This window comes from Hymenobacter sp. BT559, assembly GCF_016427535.1.
In the GTDB taxonomy this organism is placed as follows: domain Bacteria; phylum Bacteroidota; class Bacteroidia; order Cytophagales; family Hymenobacteraceae; genus Hymenobacter.
Window position 1 is genome coordinate 20,248 of record NZ_JAELXV010000006.1, and the last position, 23,449, is coordinate 43,696.

Annotated in this window: 17 protein-coding genes; 7 read left to right on the forward strand and 10 right to left on the reverse strand. The window is 61.8% G+C overall.

Translation table 11 applies throughout. The features are described 5' to 3' along the window. Positions 1-27 precede the first annotated feature (27 nt). The 3 genes from JAO77_RS18130 (at position 28) to JAO77_RS18140 (ending at position 2,754) form a co-directional block, all read left to right on the forward strand. Positions 28-1,740: an FAD-dependent monooxygenase gene (locus JAO77_RS18130; protein WP_198991833.1), complete on the forward strand. Its 1,713-nt coding sequence runs from the start codon at positions 28-30 to the stop codon at positions 1,738-1,740. A gap of 3 nt (positions 1,741-1,743) precedes the next feature. Beyond that, on the forward strand, positions 1,744-2,055 hold the full coding sequence (locus tag JAO77_RS18135; RefSeq protein ID WP_198991834.1) for a hypothetical protein: 312 nt from the start codon (positions 1,744-1,746) through the stop codon (positions 2,053-2,055). 177 nt (positions 2,056-2,232) lie between these two features. Beyond that, entirely contained in the window at positions 2,233-2,754 is a 522-nt protein-coding gene (locus tag JAO77_RS18140; protein ID WP_198991835.1) for a hypothetical protein, read from the forward strand. Between the two features lie 79 nt (positions 2,755-2,833). On the opposite strand, the gene JAO77_RS18145 is transcribed toward JAO77_RS18140, so the two are convergent. The 3 genes from JAO77_RS18145 to JAO77_RS24400 all read right to left on the reverse strand — a co-directional run bounded on the left by JAO77_RS18145 (position 2,834) and on the right by JAO77_RS24400 (position 6,783). Then, on the reverse strand, positions 2,834-3,247 hold the full coding sequence (locus JAO77_RS18145; RefSeq protein ID WP_198991836.1) for a BLUF domain-containing protein: 414 nt from the start codon (positions 3,245-3,247) through the stop codon (positions 2,834-2,836). A gap of 340 nt (positions 3,248-3,587) precedes the next feature. Beyond that, on the reverse strand, positions 3,588-4,988 hold the full coding sequence (locus JAO77_RS18150) for a chloride channel protein (RefSeq protein ID WP_198991837.1): 1,401 nt from the start codon (positions 4,986-4,988) through the stop codon (positions 3,588-3,590). A 175-nt stretch (positions 4,989-5,163) separates the two neighbouring features. After that, positions 5,164-6,783 carry an OmpA family protein gene (locus tag JAO77_RS24400; protein WP_286192474.1) on the reverse strand — a complete coding sequence of 540 codons (1,620 nt, stop codon included), beginning with the start codon at positions 6,781-6,783 and terminating at the stop codon, positions 5,164-5,166. 625 nt (positions 6,784-7,408) lie between these two features. On the opposite strand from JAO77_RS24400, the gene JAO77_RS18160 reads away from it, so the two are divergent. Genes JAO77_RS18160 through nagA form a run of 3 tightly spaced genes read left to right on the forward strand, consistent with a single transcriptional unit; the run spans position 7,409 to position 10,455 of the window. Next, complete coding sequence (locus JAO77_RS18160; RefSeq protein ID WP_198991838.1) at positions 7,409-8,512, forward strand: sensor histidine kinase; 1,104 nt, start codon at positions 7,409-7,411, stop codon at positions 8,510-8,512. Positions 8,513-8,515: 3 nt separating this feature from the next. Then, positions 8,516-9,298 (forward strand): LytR/AlgR family response regulator transcription factor, encoded by a 783-nt coding sequence (locus tag JAO77_RS24585; RefSeq protein WP_198991839.1) that lies wholly within the window; start codon positions 8,516-8,518, stop codon positions 9,296-9,298. A 38-nt stretch (positions 9,299-9,336) separates the two neighbouring features. Next, positions 9,337-10,455, forward strand: a complete 1,119-nt coding sequence (gene nagA / locus JAO77_RS18170; protein ID WP_198991840.1) for an N-acetylglucosamine-6-phosphate deacetylase — start codon at positions 9,337-9,339, stop codon at positions 10,453-10,455. 113 nt (positions 10,456-10,568) lie between these two features. Here nagA and JAO77_RS24590 read toward each other — a convergent pair whose 3' ends face one another. From JAO77_RS24590 to JAO77_RS18205, 7 genes are all read right to left on the reverse strand, one after another. Then, positions 10,569-12,176 carry a T9SS type A sorting domain-containing protein gene (locus JAO77_RS24590; RefSeq protein WP_198991841.1) on the reverse strand — a complete coding sequence of 536 codons (1,608 nt, stop codon included), beginning with the start codon at positions 12,174-12,176 and terminating at the stop codon, positions 10,569-10,571. Positions 12,177-12,381: 205 nt separating this feature from the next. Further along, complete coding sequence (locus JAO77_RS18180; RefSeq protein ID WP_198991842.1) at positions 12,382-13,494, reverse strand: VWA domain-containing protein; 1,113 nt, start codon at positions 13,492-13,494, stop codon at positions 12,382-12,384. 18 nt (positions 13,495-13,512) lie between these two features. Further along, positions 13,513-14,076 (reverse strand): hypothetical protein, encoded by a 564-nt coding sequence (locus JAO77_RS18185; protein WP_198991843.1) that lies wholly within the window; start codon positions 14,074-14,076, stop codon positions 13,513-13,515. A gap of 5 nt (positions 14,077-14,081) precedes the next feature. Continuing rightward, positions 14,082-16,370, reverse strand: coding sequence for a DUF5682 family protein (locus JAO77_RS18190; protein WP_198991844.1), 2,289 nt, complete (start codon positions 16,368-16,370; stop codon positions 14,082-14,084). Positions 16,371-16,378: 8 nt separating this feature from the next. Next, positions 16,379-17,554 carry an endonuclease domain-containing protein gene (locus tag JAO77_RS18195; protein WP_198991845.1) on the reverse strand — a complete coding sequence of 392 codons (1,176 nt, stop codon included), beginning with the start codon at positions 17,552-17,554 and terminating at the stop codon, positions 16,379-16,381. A gap of 33 nt (positions 17,555-17,587) precedes the next feature. Beyond that, the gene (locus JAO77_RS18200) at positions 17,588-18,685 is read right to left on the reverse strand and encodes an ATP-binding protein (protein ID WP_198991846.1); all 1,098 of its coding nucleotides are present in this window, start codon (positions 18,683-18,685) and stop codon (positions 17,588-17,590) included. Positions 18,686-18,693: 8 nt separating this feature from the next. Next, a complete protein-coding gene (locus JAO77_RS18205; RefSeq protein ID WP_198991847.1) occupies positions 18,694-21,732 on the reverse strand; it encodes an SWIM zinc finger family protein in 3,039 nt (1,012 codons plus the stop codon). A gap of 230 nt (positions 21,733-21,962) precedes the next feature. Between JAO77_RS18205 and JAO77_RS18210 the strand changes: the two genes are divergently transcribed. Next, entirely contained in the window at positions 21,963-23,435 is a 1,473-nt protein-coding gene (locus tag JAO77_RS18210) for a cobyric acid synthase (protein ID WP_198991848.1), read from the forward strand. Positions 23,436-23,449: the final 14 nt, after the last annotated feature.

Here is a 23,449-nt window from a genome sequence, read left to right on the forward strand (position 1 = left end):
CCTCTTCTCTCCTATTCCTGCTGCCACATGGCAACTTCCGACACAGCATCCCTGCCTTTTGATATTGAGGTCCTCGTCATTGGGGCGGGGCCCATTGGCCTCACTACCGCCAATGCCCTGCGCCACCACGGCGTGGCGTGCCGCATCTTAGAAGAAAAACCAGCCCCTAGCAAGTACTCCAGGGCCAACAACGTGTGGGCGCGCCCGCAGGAGCTGCTCGACAGCGTGGGGCTGCGGGCGCCGCTGGCCGAGCGGGCCTACCAGGTAGACCGCATTCACATTTTCATCTACGGGCATCCGCTCGATGATGTAAAGCTCGGCGAAGCGCCCAGCCCCTTTCCGCAGGCCCTGTACTCGGGCCAGGACGTTATGGAAAAAACCCTGGCTGAGCAGCTGGCCGCGCGGGGCGTGCAGGTAGAGCGCGGCCGTAAGGCCATGCGCCTCGAGCCCGACGACGAGGGCGTGACCGTGTGGGTGGCCAGCACCGAGGAGCAAAACGAGGCCCGCAGCGAATTTGAGCGCATCAGGTGCCGCTACCTGGTGGGGGCCGATGGCGCCGAAGGCACCGTACGCAAGGCCGCAGGCCTCGACTACGAGCCCGAGAAATTTGGGGGGCGGGCCAACCACCAGGTCGACGCCAAGCTGAGCTGGCAGCGCTCCACGGAGCCCAACCAGCTGTGGTTTTTCACCTACCACAACGGGTTTGCGGGCGTGATGCCGGTGTGGGGCGGCTACCACCGGCTATTCTTTTTGGAAGACGAGCAGCTAGTGCCCGACCGCGACCCGACCCTCGTCGAAATGCAGCAGCGGGCCCGCGAGGTGACCGGCGATACCACGCTCACGCTCGCCGACCCCATCTGGCTTACGCACAGCCGCTTTCAGCACGCCGTGGCGCCCGCCTACGCCAAGGGGCGCGTGTACCTGGTGGGCGATGCTGGCCACCTGACGCTGCCCATCGGCGGGCAAGGTATGAACACGGGTTTTCACGACGCCGTAGGCCTAGCCTGGCGCCTGGCCCAAACCCTGGCGGGCCACGCCGGGCCGGCGGTGCTGGACAGCTACTCGCCCGAGCGCCACGGCATTCACGCCACCCTAGACGCGGAGCAGGCCAAGGGCTTCAAGCATTTGCTGTATCGCAACCGCCTAGAGGATAAATTACTCGGGGCGGTGGGCCAGCTGTTTCCGCATATTGGCTGGCAGCTGCTGGGCAGCGGCGATGGGCAGCAGCTGCTGGTGAGCTACGCCGACAGCCCGCTCAGCGAAGACCACCTGCGCCTGCGGCAGCTGCTGCACCCCGGCGGGCCCCGGGCCGGCGACCGCGCCCCCGATGCCCAGGTCACTACCCCCCAGGGCGAAGCCACGTCATTGTTTGCCAGTATTTACAACCCCGATGGGCAAACCTATGGCTGGAGCCTGCTGGCCTTCGATGGCCGCCAGGCCGCTGCTTTGCCGCAGCTAGTAGCGGCCCTTGCCGAGGTGGCGGACTGGCCGTGGGTGCGGCCGCGGCTGGTATTGGCCGCCCTGCTGGCCTCGCCCGCAACGGCAGGCGCCGCTACCTGCCTAGCCGACCGCGACGGCCACGCACACAAGGCCTACCACCTAGAGGGCCAGCCCGCCCTGGTGCTGGTGCGCCCCGATGGCCACTTGGCCTTCCGGGGCCCGGCCGACGAGCCCAAGTTGCTGCGGCAGTACTGCGCCCGGGCCCTAGGTCTGCCCCAAGCCACACCGCAAGTCTACTAACCTATGGTACGCACTATGATAGCCGCGGGCCCAACCCAGGCCTGGCAAGAGCAGGTATACACGCAAGTGCGCAAGCAAGTGTGGTACCTGCGCCACCCGGTTTTGACGCCCGCCACCCACCTCCAGCACGACTTGCAGCTCGACTTACTCGAACGAATGCAGCTAGGCATTCGCCTCGAATACAGCCTAAAACTAGAGTTTACTGATACCGAAATAGGCCAGTGGCACACGCTGGCCGATGTCTTGGCGTGCGTGCAGCGCCACCTGCCCGAAGAGGCCACCCAGCCGGGCGTTCTTGTTGCCCGGCAGCCCTAGGTACCCGGCGAGCCCGCCAATGCGGAGAGAGCGGCGGGCTTGCCGGGTAGAGATGGCACGAGAATTGGGACAGCAAAAAGCTAAGACACCTTAGTCGGCACGGGTAGTATTTGATTAATAATTAATTGCTTAACCCTTCCAAAAGCAACTTGTGCCGCTTAAGCTTTTCCGCTGCGCATGAACCTACGCCTACTCCGCCAGATTAGCTGCCTAAGCATTTACCATGACCTTACCAATGATTGGCTTTACCTGGACTGGCAGGGCGAGCTTACGCTGCCGCAGGTGCAGCAGGCTTGTCTCGAGCTAGCGGCCTGCTACCTCGAGCGGCCCTACGCGCGCGTGCTCAACAGCAACGAGCAGGTAACGGGCGTGAGCTGGAGCGTGGCCGCGTGGCTGGTCAGCGATTTTTTGCCCTATATGGCGCTGGCCGGCATCGAGCACGTGGCCTGGGTATACTCGTCTTCGCTGCGGGGCTACAACATGGCCGCCACCGTTCTGCATTGGCTACCCGGCTCGCTCATCACCTCTTTCGACACGGTGGCCGAAGCGGCTACGTGGCTCGCGCACACCCGCACCGGGCAGCCGCAGAGCTATCTCATTCCGCAGCGCACGCCCGCCACTCAGGCCAAGCTCGTGCAAGAGGTGGCAGCCCTGCGCCAGCGCATAGCTGCGCAGCAGCTTCGGCGGCACGCAGCATAAGCCGCACCCGGCTGCTTTTAGTTACCTAGGCTCGCCGCTTGCCCGTGGTGCGCTGCAGTCTCGTTGCTACCGGCTCGCCCTAGGGCAAGGTGAAAGAGCGCAGCAAGTCGAGCAGGTGAATGTCCATTAAGGGTAGGCGGGCCGCATCGAACGCCACATTGGCGGGCTGCAGGTAGCCTACCAGTTCGTCAAACTGCTGCGGCGAGGCAGCCTCGAACGCCATCGACCACCCCGCAAAAGCGCGCTGCGTCACGGCCTTGTCGGCATAGGCCGTCACGTCGCGGTGGCGGTCGTCTTGCTTGATATACTCGTAGAGCTCGCGTACGGTAGCTTCTTCGCCTTCAAGCACCTGCAAAAAGCAATTATTGCCATAAACCAAGATACCCGTAACACCTATGGCCGTATTGTGGCTCCGGGCCTCCTGCAGCAAGGCCTGCAGCTGCTCATTAGAAAAAGGGTGCGTAGCCCAACTTAGATAAATAATATGATGCATGAAAAAAGGAGTGGCAGGCCGCGTTAATACGCATTTCGAGCTCCTTAAAGCTATTTCTCAAGGGAATAATTCAGCTACGCTTCTGCCAGCGCCTCCTCATTGGGGCGGCTACTATACCCGCGCAGCGGTAGCCGAGGCCTCTACTTAGCTCATCATCAATAAGGAATCTCATTGCCTGGACCTAGGCACCGCCGCCATTTTGCAAGTCCTGCTAAACCCTACACCTACTGCCCTCCCAAATGCTATTGCCCTGCACAGGACCTAGGTGGCGAACATTCTAGCGCTGACGCCTAAAATCCAAAAGGGCGTAAGCGCGCCGGCCTCTGCCCGGAGCGCGGCTTTACGACTGCGGCTGCACGGCAGCGGGCGGCGCATCCTTTTGATGCAGCGTTTCGCGGATGAAGCCCTGGCGCAGGTGCTCGTACAAAGAATGCGGGTCGACGAGGGCGGCCACGGCCTGGGCCAGCAGCGCCCCAATAAGCAGCTGAAAAATGGCCGAGTGACGGTCAGTCATTTCCAGCACCAGAATGGCGGCCGTGAACGGCGAGCGCACCACCCCCGTAAGAAAGCCCACCATGCTCACCAAAATAATGAGGTTGCGGTCGGCTACGGCCACTTCGGCCAGCTGGGCCACGGCATCGCCGAGCAGCGCGCCGGCGCTCAGGGAGGTGGCAAATACGCCGCCCGCCCCGCCGCTGCTGTAGCTGAGAGCCATGCCCGCAAAGCGCACCGGAAACAGGTAGGCCGGCGTGGCCCCGTTATTTTGGAACAAGAGCCGGTTGATAATCGGCTTGCCGGTGCCCACGCCCTCGGGCCCCACTAGGTAGGCCAGCGCAGCCAGCGCAAAGCCGCAGCCCACCACCCAGCCTGCCTGCGCCAGCGGGGTAGCAAAGCGCTTGCGGTAGTTATTGAGCCAGAGCAGGGTTTTGGCAAAAAACGCCCCCGCCAGGCCGCACACCACGGCCGCGACCATCACCAGCACCTGGTACCAGCCAGCGGGCGACGTGATTTTGGGAAACCCTAGGTAGAGGTAGGAACCCAAAAATTGCTGGGCCGTGAGCCCCGCAATGATAACGGCGCTGAATACCGCCATGCGAAAGCGCGAAAGGTGGATCTGAGTCAGTTCCTCCACCACAAACACGATGCCGCCCAGCGGCGTGTTGAAGGCGGCGGCCAAGCCCGCAGCGCCGCCCGTTACCAGCGCAATTTGGCGTGAAAGCTGCGGCCAGCCCGCTGGCTGCAGCCGATTGATGGCCCGAAAGATGGCGGCCGCCACCTGAATGGTGGGCCCCTCGCGGCCAATGACGCCGCCGCCCAGCAGCAGCACCACGCTGCTGCACACCTTCACCAGCGCCACCCGCAAACTCAGCAAGTAGGCCGTGTGCCGGTGCTGCACGGGGTTAGAAAGCTCGATGCCGGCCATCACCTGCGGAATGCCGCTGCCGCGGGCGGCGGGGGCAAACCACTTCACTAAGGCCCACGATACCAAAAAGGCCAGCGGCGTGAGCCCAAACGCCTGCAGCGGCATCTGGCGCAGCCAGCTAAAGCTCACTTCCTCGGCCCAGGCAAAAAGCTTTTCGTAGCCCACGGCCATGAGGCCGGTCAGCAGCGAGGCAATCCAGAAGGGCACGCTCTGCAAGATGAGCCGCCGCACGCGCGCCGTATAAAGTGGCTGGATGAGGGTGTGGTCGAGCCACGCCAGCACGCGGGCATAGCGGGAAGGTGTATCAGAATCGGGCATAGAGAACAAAGGTGCGAGATAATTCGGGGGCAATAAGCGGTCTGCGGCCTAGAGGCCGTTGCAGTGGGTACCTAGGACGAAGCCGGCTGCCAGCGCAAGCAGTGAGAAGTACAAAAAAGCCCCACCTACGCACGGCAGGTGGGGCTTTTTAGGCTATTAAGCTACCCTAGGGGGCTTACTTACGCTTGGCAGGAGCCTTTTTGGCGGGTGCCTTGCGGCTGCGGGGCGAGCCAGTGCCGGTGGTTTTCTTGCCGGGCAGCTTCTGGCCAGTGGCTTTCAGCTCCGAGATGCTCGGGGCAGCGCCGTACTTGGCTTCAGCAGCGTTGGTTTCGCCGGTCAGGTAAGGGTCAAAGTCAACGCGGCGGTTCAGAGCCTGGCCAGCTTTGGTCTTGTTGTCAGCAATCGGCTTGGTTTCGCCGTAGCCACGGGCTTCGATACGCTCGGCCGGGATGCCGTGGTCGAGCATGTATTTGCGAGCCGAAGCGGCGCGCTCGTAGCTCAGGCGCAGGTTGTAGTCGTCGTTGCCTACGTTGTCGGTGTGGCCGGCGATGCTGAGCGAGTAGTCGGGGTACTCGTTCATAATCTGTACCATCTGGTCGAGGCGAGCGTTCGACGAAGGCTTCAGCGTAGCCTTGTTGAAGTCGAAGTTGATGTACTTAGTGGCTTCGTTCAGAATCTTCTTCTGCTCGGCCTTAATCTCGGGGCAGCCTTTGTTGCTGGCGGGGCCGGCACGGTCGGGGCAGCGGTCCTGGTAGTCGGGTACACCGTCGCCGTCGCTATCGAGCGGGCAGCCATTGGCGTCTACTTTCACACCAGCAGGCGTGTTGGGGCACTTGTCTTTGTCATCCGACACGCCGTCGCCGTCGCTATCAAGCGGGCAGCCATTGGCGTCTACTTTCACACCAGCAGGCGTGTTGGGGCACTTGTCGTCTGGGTCAGCTACACCGTCGTTGTCCGAGTCAGGGCAGCCGTTTAGGTTGGCTAGGCCCTTCACGTCGGGGCACTTGTCGAGGTAGTCAGCTACGCCGTCGCCGTCGGTATCAATGGGGCAGCCGTTTACGTCCACTTTCACGCCCGTCGGGGTGTCGGGGCACTTGTCCTTTTTATCCGATACGCCGTCGCCGTCGGTATCCTTGGCTTTGCCTAGGTTAGCACGCACACCAGCCGTGAACTGCAGGTAGCGGTCCTTCTTATCCCAGAAAGTAGTGGCTTGGTTATCCACGCCATCGAGGCGGCCGTCGTTGGCTTGCAGGTAAGCCTGGGTGGCTTGCACGTAGAACGTAGCTCCCTCGCCCAAGTGGAAGTCAAGACCACCACCTACGTGGCCCCCAAAGGTGCCGAAGCGAGTGAAGTTGTTGGGGCCCGTGGGCGTGGCGTAGCGGTCAGACAGGACCCAGCTCCACTGCGGCTCTACCAACAGGTAGGGGTGCAGGAAGAACTCATCCTTCACCGGCAGCTTCAGCTTGAAGCCTAGGCCAGCTTGGTACATCTGGGCCCGAAAGCGCTGACCCGTGCTGTTGAACGTGTTGCGCTCATTGGGGAAGCGCAGCCGGGTGTAGTCCAGGTCGAGGCGCAGGTCGAGCCAACGGCCGATGTACCGTGTGACATCAATGCCGCCGCTGTAGGGCATGTTGTCCCACTTCCAGAAGGCATTACCTAGGTCGCCCCGGTACTGGGTAGCGTTGGCGTGCAAGCCAACAGAAGTTTTGCGGTCGGCGGTTTGGGCTTGGGCCTGCGTGGCAGCGGCCAGCAACCCAAGGCCTAAGAGAGTAGCTTTACAAGCTGAGTGGTTCATATAGGCTGAACGGGAGGGTGAAAAAACAATTTTTAAGGAGGCAGAAACGGGCGGCAGGACTGGCAGCGGCGCCAACAGTACCCTAGGCCCTACGAGCAGGCAACTACGCGAGTGCCTGATTACTAGCAGCTACCGAAGCCAAACTAGAATAATCCAACTTCTGGTGAATTAAGGGAATTTACCCCCTGAACGGAAGAGCCGCCACAGGGTTTCTGCCGGTGTTCTAAACTCGACTATTTAGTTCCATTTTTCGCTTGCTTTCACCCGCCAATTAGGTAGGTTCAGCTAGCCCTCGGCTTGGTTCAGCGCCTAAATTGACTTATTCAGCTTTTTTTTTGGGTCCAATAACCCCAGCGCGTTTGCGTCGAGCTTTTCGGCCCGGCGCGGCCCTGCCTACGCTGGGCGGGAGCGGTTCGAACCACGCCTGGGCTTACTCAGGAGCGAATTGAGCTTATTCAGCCCGAAAATCGGTTTTTGCGGCAAACAGCGGGCTGAATTATCGTTTAACCTGATTTTCGCCCAAATTGCGCCCCGCCCTAGGTGGCAGCTGGCCCGGGCAGGGGCTGCATGTGCTCGTTAGCTTGCTGGCGCAGTCTAGGGCAGCCGCTACGTTTTTTTCTTTTCTATGCACCCACCGATACTCCCTGCAAGCAGCCCAGCCGCGCCGCGCCGCGGCCTGCCCCAGCTGGTGGTGCCGGTGATGCTTTCGCAGCGCGCCTACCTGCTCATTGCGCTGGCTATCTCGCTGGTGTTCGGGATGATTGCTTTGCCCACCGGTGTGCAGCCCCGCAGTTACGCTACCCCCGGCGAGGCCCTACTGCTGTGCCTGAATGCCGTGCTCGTCTTCGAAATTCAGTTTTGGCTGCACTTTCTGCTGCGTTACCGCCCCAGTGCGGTGCAGCGCTGGTTTGCCCGGCAGTCGCTGCTCGTCGACCGCGGACTGCGGGCCGCGCTTACGGCGCTGCTCGTGACGGGCTACAGCCTAGGGCGCCACTACCTCGATGCCCGGCTGGGCATCGCCTTCAACCAGCCTTCCCTGCCGCTGCTGCTCACACTGGCTCAGATAGTAAGCGTCGTGGGCCTGTCGTGCCAGCTGGGCATCGAGCTGGTCGAGCGCAGCCGCTACCTGGCGCAGGAAGTGGAAACGCTGAAGCGCGAGCAGCTGCAAGCCCGCTACGAAAGCCTCAAGCAGCAACTGAGCCCGCACTTTTTGTTTAACTCCCTTTCGACGCTGAGCGGGCTGATATACGACGAGCCGGCTGCCGCCGAGCGGTTTGTGAATGAGATGGCCCAGGTGTACCGCTACCTGCTGCGCCACGGCGAGCAGATGGCCGTGCCTCTGCACGAAGAGCTGGCCTTTGTGCGCTCCTACGCCTACCTGCTGCAAATGCGCTTTGGCGAGGGCCTAGAGGTGCACGTCGACCTGCCGCCCGAGGTGCTAGGCCGGCCGCTGCCCCCACTGGCCTTGCAGCTACTAGTTGAAAACGCTGTGAAGCACAATACCGTCAGCCGCCGCCAGCCGCTGGCCATCAGCATTAGCCTGGCCAGCGCCGACCAGTTGCGGGTGTGCAACCCGCGCTACCCGCGCCTCTCGCCCGAGGCCAGCAGCGGCACCGGCCTCAGCAATCTTACCACCCGCATCCGGCTGCTGCACCAGCAGCGCCTGCTGGTCGAGCAAACCGACCACGAGTTCTGCGTATTTCTTCCCCTCCCCGCTTCCCTATCGTAAACAGTGACTGTTCTTATTGTTGAAGACGAGCCGCGCACGGCCCGCACCATCGAACGCCTGCTGCTGGGGCTGCGGCCCGAGGCCCAGGTGGTGGGCCAGCCCGAGTCGGTGGCCGCCACGGTGGCCTGGCTGGCCGAGCACCCCGCCCCCAACCTCATCCTGATGGATATTCACCTGTCCGACGGCAGCAGCTTCGAGATATTCCGGCGGGCCACCGTCAGCAGCCCAGTTATTTTCATCACCGCCTACGACGAGCACGCGCTGGAAGCGTTTCAGGTCAACGGCATCGACTACCTGCTGAAGCCCATCACGCACGAAGGCTTGCAGCACGGCCTACGCAAGTTTGAGGCCCTAGGTCAACATTATGCCGACTGCACGGCCGGGGCCGTGCCCGACCTGGCCGCCTTGCTGCGCACGGTGCAGCAGCTCAGCAGCCCCCCGGCCTACAAAACCAGCTGGCTTATTCCCTTCAAAACGAAGCTAATACCCGTGGCGGCTACCGACGTGGCGCATTTTATTATTCGCAACGGGCAGGTGAGCCTGACTACCCTCGAAGGCCAGCACTACACCCTCGACACGCCCCTCGACGAGCTGGAGACCCAAGTAGACCCTAGGCAGTTTTTTCGGGCCAACCGCCAGGTGCTGCTCGCCCGCCCAAGCGTGACGGCCCTGGAGCCCCACTACAACGGCCGGATGCTGGTGCACGTGCAGCCCGCCGCCGCCGAAAGCATCATTGTGCCCAAGCCCCGCGTCACGGAGCTGCGCCACTGGGTGAGCGGGGGCTAGCGTAGAGAAATACAAACTGCTACTAGGCGATAGTTGCGATGGCCTACCTGCTCACTAACTGCCAGATTTATACTGGCACGGAGGTGCTCACCGGGCACCAAGTGCTAGTGGAAGGCACCCACATCGCGGCCTTGTTTGCGCCGGGGCAACTGCTGCCATCGCTACCCCAGGTCGATGGCCAGGGGCTGCACCTAAGCCCCGGCCTGATTGATTTGCAGCTCTACGGCGGGGGCGGCAGTGCCTTTGGGTTTGCGCCCTCGCTGCCCGCTTTGCAGCAGCTGCGGCGCCATACGCTGCGCCAGGGCACCACCAGCTTTTTGCCTACCGTACCAACCAATACGCCCGCGGTTGTCGACCAAGCCCTAGCGGTTATTAGGCAGGCCCTGCCGACCATGCCCGGGCTGCTAGGCTTGCACCTGGAGGGCCCTTACATCAACCCCGGTAAGCGAGGCGTACACCCCGCCGAGCTGGTGCGACGGCCCACCCTAAGCGAGCTGGCCGACCTACTCGACCGCGGCCGGGGTGTACTGCGCATGCTGACCTTGGCCCCCGAAGTAGTAGGGCCCACCGAAACAGCGTTGCTAGCCGCTTCCGGCCTCGTGTTTTCGGCGGGGCATTCCGATGCCAGCTACGAGCAAGGCATGCAGGCGTTTGCCCACGGCTATGCGGCCGCTACTCACCTTTTCAATGCCATGTCGCCTCTCACGAGCCGGGCGCCGGGCCTGGTAGGCGCGGTGTACGACGACCAAGCCGTGTGCGCGAGCATCGTGGCCGATGGCCGCCACTGCGCCTACGCCAGCGTGCGCATCAGCCACCGCCTACTGGGCGAGCGGCTGTTTCTTATCAGCGATGCTACGGCGCCCACGCAGCAGGGCCCCTACCAGTTTCGGGCGCAAGACGACTACTTTGTGGATGCCGCTGGCACCCTGGCCGGCTCCGGCTTGACCTTGCTGCAAGCCGTGCGCAACTGCGTGCAGCACGTGGGCCTACCCCTGGCCGAGAGCTTGCGCATGGCCACGCTCTACCCGGCCCGGGTGCTGGGCCTCGACCAACACCTAGGACGCATTGCGCCGGGCTACCAAGCTGACCTGTGCTTATTCGACGACGACTTTCGCGTGCACGCCACGGTACTGCAAGGCCAGCTGCAATGGTATTAGCAGGCCTGAAAGCGGCGCCGGGCGGCTCGGGGTCGTTGCGGCTGCCTGCGGGCCTTAGCTCAAAATGCGCGGTTAGCGCGACCTAGAAGATTCAATCAGCCAAGAGCATAGGCTTACTCCACGGCCAGCCTGCTCGTGGCGGTGCCAGCGCGCACCAGATACAAGCCCGGCGACAAGCCAGCTAAGTCAAGCACTGCCTCGGCGGCGTGGGCCGGTAGCGTTTGCTGGCGCACGAGATGACCTAGGGCGTCGAAAATGGTAATGGGAAACGGCTTGGCAGCAGGTGCTGGCAAGCGTACGGTAGCGGCGTGGCGCGCTGGGTTGGGGAAGAGCCGCAGCGTGGCTGGGCCTTCGGCCGCCTTTGCTGCCAGCGGCAGCCCAGCCGCGCTAGCTACAAAAGCGGCCTGCTGGTTGGTAGTGGCCAGCGTCAGGCTGCCAAAGGTGGCGCCAGGATTAGCAAACGTGCCCGCCATTACGAGTTGCCCGGTGGGTGACACAGCGGTGCAGCGCAGGCTAATGCCACCAGGGCTACTCGCCCGCAGGAGTGGGGTCGTTGCACCAGCAGCCGTGGTGGTAGTGGCTTCGAAGCTAGTATTATTCTCACTGAAGCGGATATAGCTGCCGTCTCGGTTCAGGATGGCCCGCCCCCCGGGGCCCACGCCCCCCTGCACCTGCACCCAACGGCCCGCGGCACTCAGGCGGGCCAGAAAGGGGTAAGCATTGTTAACGGTTGGGTTTTGTAAGGTTAGCGCACCAAAGGTGCCTTGTGGAATGGTGAGGCTACCGGCCACGAGGGCATCGCCATTGGTATCTAGGGCCAGGGCCATTTCGGCAGTCGGGCTCACGCCGGGGCTAGCACAGACGAGCTGCGTCCAGCTACCATCTAGGCCAAACCGCGCCACAAACAGCGCTTGGCCGCCGTTGTCAGCTGGAACAGTAACTGTTTGGTTGCCAAAAGTAATCGGCGCATTATTTGGCACTTGCATGTAGCCCGCTAACACGAGCGTGCCGGTTGCGTCCAGGGCAATCCCCCTTACCCACAAGTAGCTATCGTTGGTAGCGTGGGCTACGTGTACCCACCCCGTGCCCGGGCGGTACCGGGCCACAAACGTATTGCGGATGACGGGCCTAGGCAGCACCACGGTGCCAAAAGCGGTATTGGCAAAAAAGTAATTTCCTACTAACAGCACGTCTCCATTCGCCTCCGGCAGAATGCGGTCAACTCCCACCAGGCTATTGGCCTGGGCCACGTGCTGCCAGCGCCCACTAGCGTCCCAGCTGGCGAGGAACATTCCGTTATAAAAAGCAGATAGTGCGCCACCCCCGGTTAATACCACGCCACCTAGCGCGAGGGTATTATTGAAGCCGCCTGCTACCCACACGGCGCCCGCCGCACTCACCGCCACAGCCGTAATGGCTTCATCCTCCGGGCCGCCTAGGCTGGCAGCTTGCAGCCACACGCCGGCCGGACTGAGGCGCGCCACAATGCCGTCGGTGCCTCCTGCGCTAGTGAGTGTGAAAGAGCCTAGCGTCACGGTGCCCCGGAAGGAACCGGCAACCACCGTGTTGCCCGCCCCATCGAGCGCTACCTCCGTGAACTGGACCGGCCCAGCCGTGCCGCTACTCTGGGCCGCGGCCCACTGCCATGTTTGGCCCCAGCCAGGCAAGCTGGCGCCCAAGCCAACGCTCCACAGTAACCCAACAAGTAAAAATCTAATCACGGAAGTATATTAAAATTACTTATAATCATATATTTAACAGCATAAGCAATCTATTGCCGCACCAATACCCGAGAGACGCAAGACCCTTAAAGCAATTCAAAAATACTGGCATCACCATATGTTTTCTGTAACCTCTATGTTAATTCAACACAATACCTGTTATATTATAAAAATTCAATATTAAAACAATAGAAACTCGGCGTTATCAAGCCGATAATTTCTGCCCTTGAATGGCCGCCGCCATCAGTTCCGGAAACCGCGCGGGGGTGCAGGCGAAGCTGGGAATGCCGAGGGCGGCGAGCTGCTCGGCCACGCGGCGGTCGAAGCTCGGGGCGCCGTCGTCGCTGAGGGCCAGCAGTACTACTAGGTTCACGCCAGCGGCTTTTAGAGAAGCGGCGCGCTTTATCATTTCGCGCTCGTTGCCGCCCTCGTAGAGGTCGGTGATGAGGACCAGAATGGTATCGGTTGGGCGCGTGATAAGCTGCTGGCAGTACCCTAGGGCCAGGTTAATGTCGGTGCCGCCGCCCAGCTGCACACCAAATAGCAAATCGACCGGGTCGCGCAGGTTTTCGCTGAGGTTGACCACGGCCGTGTCGAAAACGACCATGTGCGTCTTCACGGCTTTCAGCGAAGCCAGCACCGCCCCAAATACACCCGCGTAGACCACCGACGAGGCCATCGAGCCGCTTTGGTCTACGCACAGCACGATTTCCTTTAGCGCCTGCCCGCGCCGGCCAAAGCCTACCAGCCGCTCCGGAATCACGGTTTTGTGGGCGGCTTGGTAGTGCTTAAGGTTGGCCTTGATGGTGGCGCCCCAGTCGATTTCGTGGTAGCGCGGGCGCGGGTTGCGCACAGCGCGGCTCAGGGCGCCCTGCACGGCCTGGCGTAGCGGGTTCGCCAGCTTTTGCTCTAGCTCGCGCACCACTTTGGTGATGACCTCGCGGGCCGTGGACTTGGCCTTCTGCGGTATCACGCGGCTCAACGACATGAGGGTGCCCACCAAGTGTACATCGGCCTGCACCGTGCGCATGATTTCGGGCTCCAGCAATAGCTGGTTGAGACCTAGGCGCGTCATGGCGTCCTGCTGCATCACGGCCACTACTTCGGTGGGAAAGTACGCGCGGATGTCGCCCAGCCAGCGGCTCACGCGGGGCGCCGAGCCGCCCAGTCCGGCCTTGCGCTCGGCCTTGTCGCCGTCGTAGAGGGCCGTGAGTACTTCATCCATGCGGCCGTAGTCGGGCGGCAGGGGCACGGCGTCGGCCGCGTCGGCGGCGCTGCCCAGCACGAGTTTCCAGCGAGTAGTAGTAGGAGAAGGCATAGCTACTTGGTGCTTGAGTTAATCAAAGAAGTTGCGGTCTACTGGTTCACCCCAGCCGTGTTGATTTTCTTGACTGAATGGCGACCGTAAGAACTTGTCGATTAGCGGTAGAGGGTAGCCATGGGCTTGCAGGTACCGCACCAAATGCATAGTGGAGGCTAAGGTAGCCGCACTATGGCCAACTATTCCGCCATACAGATTACCTCGTCCAATTTCAATTGCCTCATCAATACAAGCAAGCTGACTCGTAGAGAGGGCGGCGTAGTTTGCTCGCAACCGTTGCGAGCTCTCAAGAGATAGGGAGTTGATTTCTTCTGAATTGTCTAACACGGACTCCGAATAGAAGTCCATTATTTTTTCTTCCCACTCGCTCAAGTCCATGCTGCTCGTAAATTCCCACAAGCAGGCGAGCAAAGGCATAAATTGGGCAGTATCCGTAGCTGCGGACGTAAGCGTAGTTTCTAGGCAGGTTGCACCATAGGCCACCCGCCCCCGAATGGAAACCACCTGCAACTGCCTTTCCAAGTTGCTTATGGCATCGGGCTGGGAGCTTGCACTCCACTTTCTAATAAAATTAAGCATAGCTTTTACGCTGAAAAAGTGGCCGGCACTCCTAGCAGTTGATACAAGCCTGGCAGTACCAGTGCTCCGCGCTCCCAATCAAAATCAAAACTCTCGGCGCTGGCCACGGGCGCCGCAGCATCGTGCCCGGCTAGCTCCAGTAGCTGCCGCCGCTCGGGCAGCGAGAAGTCGGTGAAGGCGCGGCGCAGCAGGGGCACAATTTCGCGGAAGGTGTCTTCGGGCAGGCTGCCTAGCCAGGTGTCGAGCAGGCCGAATAGCTCGCGGTGGTGGATAAGCAGCAGGCCACTGCCGCGCAGAAAGCCCTCAATCCAGGCCGTGGCATAGTCGGTGGGCTGGGCGGGGGCTAGGGCTAGGCCAAGCGTGGTGGCCGTGGCGTCGGCATCGGCTTGCTGGGCATCGAAGAGGAAGCGGGTGGCGGCCCCGGCCAGCAGGCCGTTGCTGGCGGCGTTGCGCTGCACGGCGGCCAGCGCGGCGTACCAATCGGCGGCGTGGGCGGGGTTTTCAAGCAGCCGAATGGCTTGGTGGCTGGCCTCAATGCGCTCCAGCAAAGGCTGAGCCGCGGCGTAGTCGAGGCCGGTGCAGGCGGCGGGCAGGCCGATGCAGAGGCGCGGCACTAGCTGCTGCACCACCTGGGCTACCTGGGCGGTGTCGGTGCGGCGCACGTTGCCGTAGCGCAGCACCTGCACCAGCGGGGGCAGGGCGGCGAGCAGGTGCGTCACGTCGCGGGTGCTGGCCCCAATACTTTCGAGCCGCGCCACCAGCGCCGGAATGGCGGGCCCTAGGTCGGCGCGCAGGGCCTCTTCCAGCAGTTGGCTCACGGCTTCGAGGGTGGTGGCTTCGGCGGCGCGGGCGGTGGCGCGGGACGCGGCGGCAGCGAGCACGGTATTGCCCCAGCGCCCGGCCTCAATCACGGCCAGCGCTAGCTCAGGCTGCCAGGCTAGCTTCCACAGCTCGTGGAAGGTACCGCTCTTGCCGGCCACTTCTTCGGGCTGGCCCCAGGTGATATCGAGCAGGCGCAGGCGGTGCAGCAGGTGGCTGCGGTCGAGCTGGGTGGGCTGGCGCAGGTCGAGGTCGAGCGGCTTGGGCAGGGCTTCGGGCTTGAGGCGCAGCGTCTTCTGCTGCTGGGCTAGGTCTTGCTGCAAGGGCGTGGCGGGCAAGCCAGCGGGTACTTCGCCCAGCTTCTCACCGATGACCAGCGCCCGGTGCACCAGGTCGAGCGGCTCGGCGTAGCCGCCGCCCAGGATGGCCACGGCCGCTTCCTGCAACTCGTCGATGCCCGGCAGGGCCAGGCCCCGCACGGCGGCCAGCGCCGCCGCCAGCCGCACCCCCTCAATGGCGTGGGCCGAGGACGCATCCACGTCTTGCCCGCGCAGCAGGCGCGTGGCCTGCACCATCCAGTGGGTGAGCACCTCGGCGCGGGGCTGGCTGAACAGTACTTCGTACCAGGCCGGCGACAGCACCCCCGCCCCGTAGCCCGAGCTAAACGACAGCCGCTCGTAAGTCCACGGAATCCAGGTGGTTTCGGTGGGCACTTTTTTCAGGCCTTTCAGTCGGGCCTTGTCTTCTTTTTTGAGCAATTCGGGTTGCAGCACCGGCGCGTGCCAGGCGCCGCACACCACCGCCACGCGGGCGTAGCCCTGGCCTAGGGTGGCGCGCAGGGTTTCGCGCATGAAGGCCTCGCGCAGTAGGGTTTCCTCGGTTTCGGGGCGGGCCAACTCTTCGCGCAGGGCCGTCATCAGGTCGAGCACCACGGCGAAGGTATCGGCGTTGCCGGGGGCGTGTTCGAGGTGCGTTTCCCACCACTGCTCCGAGTCGGCGTAGCCCGCCAGCCGGGCGATGTAGGCCACCGGGTCGGCTTTGAGCGCGTCGGCTGGCTCGCTGGCGGTCGGGGCGGCGCTGGCTGGCCCTAGGTCCGGGGCGGCGGGCTCGGGGGCAGTAAGGGGCGCAAGGGCCTCGGCCACCGCGTCTTTTATCCCGAAGCGCAGCGCCATGGGCAAATCCATGCAGCGCACGTGGGCCGCGTGGCGGGCACACCACTGTATGGCCTGCCACTCGGGCGAGAACTCGGCAAACGGCAAAAACGACGCCTGCCCCTGCTGCTTGGGGTTGTAGACGAGCAGCGCCACTGGCGGCCGCAGCTCGGGGTGAGTGGCGGTGGCTAGGGCCGCTTCCGCATCGGCGGGGCACTCCAGCAGCACGATGTCGGGCCGGAAGGCATCGAGCGCGGCCACGAGGCTAGCCGCACTGCCGGGGCCGTGGTGGCGAATGCCGAAGAGGCGGAGGTCGGTGGGCATAGTAGGTTTTAATCTTCCAATACGCCAAAATAACCAAGTCTTTGAGGGCTATTGAATGAAATGCGTCCTTTCTGAATATCCCAAAATGTTTTATCGATTTCTGCAATGCATTTGTCAATTTCATTAAAAATTTCAACTGAAGAAAATCTCATTATATAAAATCCTCTTTGCTGTAAATATCTATCACGCACTCTGTCACGCATATAGGTGGAAGGTCTCGCATGAAATTGCAGGCCATCACATTCAATTGCAATTGATAAGCCATTCCTAGTTTTTACAACAAAATCAATTTTATATCTGTGTTCTGCGCTATGAGCTTGAAATTGTGGAATATTAACAATGCCAATAGATTTTAAGCCATCTGCCATTTTCTCTTCAATTGGCGTTGAGGGCGCAATGTCATACCATTTCAGGTTATAATCGTACTTAAGTAATTTGTTCATATTTCCCTTTGTATATGCTAGTATTTGTTGATTTGTGCAGTAGGGGTAAATTGAATCTACCAAGTCGACAACACACCCGAAGTGGTCAGATTTAACTTGGGGGCAACAGAACTGACCATTGTGCTTTATGAACTTATTTGGGCAGTAACCACTCATGATATAAGAAATTGCATCTGCAGCAACTGCTAATGGTATCGCGTCTAAGGTTACACCTATATATCCGCTAGTGGTAATGTGATTTAATACATCATGTATTAAAGATTCAACGTCCATATTCATAAAACAGAAACGTTTCATCCAGCTCTTTATCACAAAGCCTAAATTTTGCTCAGTTAAATCCTGTCCTGGATTGTTTCTAAACATGTAATCATGGAACATGACCTCACGTTGTATTTTGTACGCGTGAGTTGCAATATTTTCATCAGGCAAGCCGTGTTCTTTGTGATAATTCTTTAACCAGTGGGCATTTTCGTTCCACTCTCTCCAGCCTGCAGGTAAATCTACAACAGGGTAACTTTCTGAGCGGTCACGCTTATTTGCCCATTTCTGAAAGAGTGTCTTTAAATTTCCCTCTTCACCTTGTACAAATGAATTTCCATTATTATAAATGCTTACATGAACTATTTTGCTACCTTTAGAGAGACTTATCTGTACACCGCTTTGTATTTCACGCTCTCGAATGATAACAGCATTTGCATAGTTTGCAAGAAGTTTAAGCGAGTCAATAAGGTCGTTTTTCATTTGAGGAATATTTAGGAATTAGAAATTTTAAATCTATTCCACCACCTCGCGGCACGCGCGGTACAAATCCTTCCAGCCGTCGCGCTCCTTTACTACAGTTTCTAGGTATTCGAGCCACACCACGCGGTCGGGGGCGGGGTCTTTGACCACGGCGCCGGTGAGGCCGGCAGCTAGGTCGTGGGCGCGCAGGGTGCCATCGCCGAAGTAAGCGGCCAGCGCCAGGCCGGCGTTCATCACCGAGATGGCCTCGCCGGTGCTGAGGGTGCCGCTGGGGCTCTTGAGCTTGGTTTTGCCGTTGTCGGTGACGCCCGCCCGCAGCTCGCGGAAGATGGTGACCAGGCGGCTGATTTGCTCTAGCGCCGGGGCCTCCACGGGCAGCAGTAGGGCCCGGCCCTGCTTGGCTACTCGGGTTTGCACGATTTGGACTTCCTCGGCCAGGCTGGCGGGCAGGGGCAGCACCACGGCGTTGAAGCGGCGGCGCAGGGCGCTGCTCAGCTCGTTGACGCCGCGGTCGCGGTCGTTGGCGGTGGCAATGACGTTGAAGCCCTGGGTGGCCTGGATTTCAGTGCTTAGCTCGGGTATCGGCAGCACCTTTTCGGAGAGCATGGTCAGCAGCGTGTCCTGCACGTCGGAGGGAATGCGGGTGAGCTCCTCGATGCGCACGAGCTGGCCAGTTTCCATGCCTTTGTAGAGCGGGCTGGGCACCAGAGCGGCCAGCGAGGGGCCTTCGGCGAGCAGGCGGGCGTAGTTCCAGGAGTAGCGCAGGCTGTCTTCGGCGGTGCCAGCCGTGCCCTGCACCAGCAGGTTGGTGTGCCCGCTGATGGCCGCCGTGAGGTGCTCGCTCACCCAGCTTTTGGCGGTGCCGGGCACCCCTAGCAGCAGCAGGGCGCGGTCGGTGGCGAGGGTAGCCACCGCAATTTCTATCAGCCGCCGCTGGCCGATGTACTTGGGCTCAATCTCAAAGCCGTTATCGAGCTTGCCCCCTAGCAGGTACGTGACTACGGCCCAGGGCGAGAGCTGCCAATTGGGCGGCTTGGGGCGGTCGTCGGCGGCTTTGAGCGCGGCCAGCTCCTCGGCGTAGAGGTCTTCGGCGTGGGGGCGCAGCAGGTCGGTCGGCAAAGTAGTGGTCATGCGGGGGCTTAGAATAAGGAAGGGGTAGAAGGTTCAGTAAGACTGGCAGTGAGCTGTTGGCGAAAGCGCACCGACTCCAAAAATTGTTCGACAAGCGTTGCGACGGGCGGGTGGGTGACCGCCAGGGGCTCCAGTACGGCCGTACACGCCGCAAATTGGTCGTCGGGTAGGCCGCTAGCTAGGCGCGACAACAGTGCCGCGAAGCGTTGGTATGGCTCGGTGTACTGGTAAACCGCGGCAGGAGCCAGCACTGTAGCACTAAAGCGCAGTGCCGCCTGCCCCACCTCAGCGGGCCACGGCGCGGAAATGTAAGTCAAGAACTCGGGTAGAAAGCTCGGTAGCTCAATCGTGCGGGGCGGCAATTGGGAGCGAAGCAACGCCAGTTTTTCGTCCTCGCGCAGCAAGGACATCAGGTGTGTCACCTGCTGCTGAGCCAGCAAATTGGGCTGGGTGAAGTGGCGTAGCAGCAGAGGTGCCGCAAATGCTTTATCCTGATGCAGGTAAGCAGCTCGCGACCAGGCCCGCAGGAGCAACGTGTGCCACTCACTTTCCGCGGCTAGGTCCAGCAGCTCCTCGGCCGACACCCCTAGGTGCGCCGTCCAGCGGCTGGGCGGTAGTAGGCTCAGCAATTGGCCTAGCCAACCGGCGCGCTCACCACCGCCTTCGATGCTCGTCGTTTTCTGCTCGATGCCATCGGCTTGCCACGATTTATCCCAGCCTTCCGGCAGCTCCACGAGCAGCTTATTGCGCCCCAGCAGCGGGCGTTTCAGGCCTAGGAGGGGCACGGCGCGCTGCCACAGCCGCTCCAGCAATTCCGACTGGGGGAGGCGCACCAGCAGCGGCACCACGGTTTGGCGCACCTCCTTGCTTTTGGAAGAGAGATAGGAGCTCAGTAGCGTTGCATCGGCCGCCTCAACAGTCGGCGCTAGCTCGCCCAACAACGCGGCTTGGGTGGCAGCGGGCTCGGCAGGCAAAGCGGCCCCTAGGAGCTGCCGGGCCAGCGCTGCATCAGTCTGGCGCAGCTGCCCAATAAATCGCTTACGCTGGGCTAGCGTCCCCGTTTCCCAGACGCCTAGGTCCTCTGACGGAAGTTGGGGCGCCAGTACAGAGTGCCAGTCGGGATTTTGCTGCGCCAGCCACCGGCCGCGCTCACCTAGCAAGGCTAAATTTCCAGGCGAGTACTGCCGGAAACTCTCATTATTCAGGGCTGCTACCAGCAGCGTCGCCGGCACCAGGCGCTGGTGCTTGGCCAGTTGCTGCCAGTAGTCGGTGCGAAAGGCCGCGTAGTGGTTGCTTGCCAGCAGGGTGCGGAAACTGTCGGCGCCTAGGGGCCCGAGCGGCTGCCAGGTATCGGCTAAGGCGGGCACGGGCGGCTCCTTGGTGGCTTTAGGAGGCTGAAAACCGGCCTTTTGCATCAGCGCCAGCGTGCCGGCGGCTAGCAGTAATTGCTGTTCCGGGCTATCGGCAGAAGCGGCTAGCCCCGGCAGCAGTGGCACTGATTCGCCACTCTGGCGGGTGCCCAGCAGGGCAATGCGCAAGAGCTGCGAAAAGGGCGAAAACGCCTGCCTAGGGGGTAAAGCTGCGGCGTCAGCCTCCGCGCTAGCTACCGGCTCTGGGGTTGAAGAATTAACTGGAGCTTGCGTAGCCTGCTCGGGCGGCGAGGCCGCGGACGCTTCACTTACAGCTTGGCCGGGCCAGCTGCTGAGTGGCCGAAAAGCGCGCCCATCCCATTCGCCGAACAGCGTGAGTGGCTGGCCCGCACTCCGCGCTAGCAGTTGCCAAGGGGCATCACTATCGGTGAAGCGTAGCGGGAGCGTCACGGAGTCAGTAGGGTGCACCAGTGCCCAATTGCCAGCGGGCTGCTGAGCCAGCCGTACCTGCCCTAGGGTAGCGGGCCACTCGCGTAGCCACGGCTGACGGCCTAGCGCCTGCGCATACTCCTCTAGCAATTGACTAGGTCGTTGTGCGGCCGGCGCACTAGCCAAAGGGGCCGAGCCCACAAACGTCAGTGCGGTCGGGGCAGCCCGCAGCGGCGAGGTCCCTGGGTAAAATAGTAAGCCTCCCGCGTAAATGCCCTGCGGAACCAACGGCGTCGCAAAGACTTGGCTGCCGAACGCAAACTCCAGCACCAGCGCGTAGCGGCCAGTACCTAGGCCATACAGCCAGCTGCGGCGGGCCGTCAGCCGCTCTTCTTCCCAGGTAAATTGGCCGGCCACTTGCCACTCATCGACTACGGGGCTGGCGTAGGAGGGCAGCTCTTCTTTCTTAATAGTAATCCCCACTTGCTGCAGCACTTCCTGCCGGGTGGCGGCGGGCAGCTGCGCGTGCTTTTGGAAGGCGCGCACCAGCCAATAGAGCTCGCCTAGGCGGCCCAGCAGGCGAGTGGGCCAATCGGCGTGGGCGTGGCGCAGCGTGGCCAGCTCGCGCAGAGTGCTCGCCAGGCCCGGCAACTGGTTGTCTACTAGCCGGGCGGCTTGATTTTCCCAAAACTTGGCGGGCTGCTGGTCGAGCGTGGCTAGCCCGTGGCGCACTAGGTCGAGCAGCCAGACTTCCAACTCCTCGGCACCCTGCACCATGCGGGCCAGCCGAGCGGGCGCTACGCCGCCGCTAGGTGCGCTCGCTGGCTCGGTACTGGCCGCTACGGCGGGCGCGTCGGTCGCCGGCTCTGGCTCTGCTTGGCGAGGCGCAGCTACTTTTTCTTCTTTCTTAGCTTGAGTTTGCTGCCGCTTGGCTAGCCATTCCTCCAGCCACCCGGGCGGCGTATTAGCCGCGAAAAGTGTGGGCTGACGAGCCAGCAGCAACAGCAGGCCCGCCCCGTGCTTGCACGGAAACACGCGACTAGGGCACGAGCACTTAAAAGCCGGCTCGCGCAGGTCGATGCCCGTTAGGTAGGGCTTGGAGCCACTGCCCGCGCATTCGCCCCAGGCGGTGTCGTCGGTGCGGCCTAGGTTGTTCCACTTGGCTGGCTGGGCCAGCTGCTGCCCGCGTTGCAGCGTACCCGCATCAGTTACGAAGGCCCGAGCCTGGTCTTCGGAGTAAGAAATCATGTTAACAGGCTTGGCAGTAGCGGCACATATCGCGGCGCAAAGTAGCACGGAATACTAGCTCCCCTCCTACTCGCCGCCCTTCTTCTTTTTTAGAAGAAAGTAGTGACTATAACGAGAGGATTTTACCTCTTTTACCCTAACCTCTTGGCTGACTCCCAAAAGTCGCCGTGGTGGCTGGCGAAGCATTCTCCTACCTTTGTCCACTTCTGTAGTGCGCCTTGGTTTTAGTTATGCTTCGTCCCATCATGTTTGTCGGCACCGCCTCCGATGTGGGCAAAAGCGTCATAACCGCGGGCTTCTGCCGGCTCTTTCGGCAAGACGGCTACTCGCCGGCGCCCTTCAAGGCGCAGAACATGTCGCTCAACAGCTACGCCACGCCCGAGGGCCTCGAAATAGGTCGGGCGCAGGCCGTGCAGGCTGAAGCCGCCGGCATTCCGTGCCACGTCGATATGAACCCGGTGCTGCTCAAGCCGACCTCCGACCAGGCCTCGCAGGTAGTGCTCAATGGCCGGCCCATCGGCACGCAGTCGGCCTACGAGTACTTCCGCGAGAGCGACCGGCACGAGCTGTTCGCGGCGGCCACGCAGGCGTTTGACCGGCTAGCCAGCCGCCACTCGCCGGTAGTGCTAGAGGGCGCTGGCAGCATCTCAGAACTCAACCTCAAGCGCCGCGACATTACCAACCTGCGCATGGCCCGGCACGCCGGCGCGGCCACCTACCTCATCGCCGACATCGACCGGGGCGGCGTGTTTGGGAGCGTGTACGGCACGTTGGCGCTGCTAGAGCCCGAAGAGAAAGCCTGCATCAAAGGCATACTCATTAATAAGTTCAGGGGCGACGCGCGGCTCTTTGACGACGGCCGGCAGCAGCTGGCCGCCCTCACGGGCGTGCCGGTGGTGGGCGTGCTCCCCTATTTCCGCGACATCTTTATCGAGGAAGAAGACTCGGTGGCGCTGGCCCGCAAGCAGCGGGGGCCGGCCGCGACTGGCCGCGTGCAAGTGGCTGTGGTGCTGCTGGGCCGCATGTCCAATTTCACCGATTTCGACGCCCTAGGGCACGACCCGCGCGTGCATTTGTTTTACACGCACGAAGCGACTGAACTGGCCGCGGCCGATATCATCATCTTGCCGGGTAGCAAGAACACGATTGACGACCTTATCGCTCTGAAGAATACGGGCTTAGCAGCAGCCATTATTCAGGCGCACCGGTCCGGCAAAACGGTAGTTGGCATCTGTGGGGGCTACCAAATGCTGGGCCGCTCGGTAGAGGACCCCGACGGGGTAGAGAGCCGCGTGGCTGCCACGGCCGGCCTAGGGCTGCTGCCCGTACGCACCGTGCTGCAAGGCGAAAAAACCACCCAGCAGCGCCACTTTGCCTTCCGCGAAGCACCCGCGCCCGACTGCCAGGGCTACGAAATCCATATGGGCCAGACTACGCCCGACGGGGCCGCGCAGCCCGTGGCCACGCTGGCCGGCGGCGCGCCCGATGGCTACTACGCCGGTCCCACCTGCTGGGGCACCTACCTGCACGGCATTCTAGACAACCCGCCGGTTATTGAGCACTTGTTGGCGCCTTACACCACGCAGCCGCTCAGCGCGCCCCTCGACTTTGCGGCCTTCAAGAATAGCCAGTTCGACCGCCTGGCCGACCTCATCCGGGCCAATGTGGACATGAGCCAGATTTACGCCGCCCTCCAACGCTAGCCTTCTCTCTTACC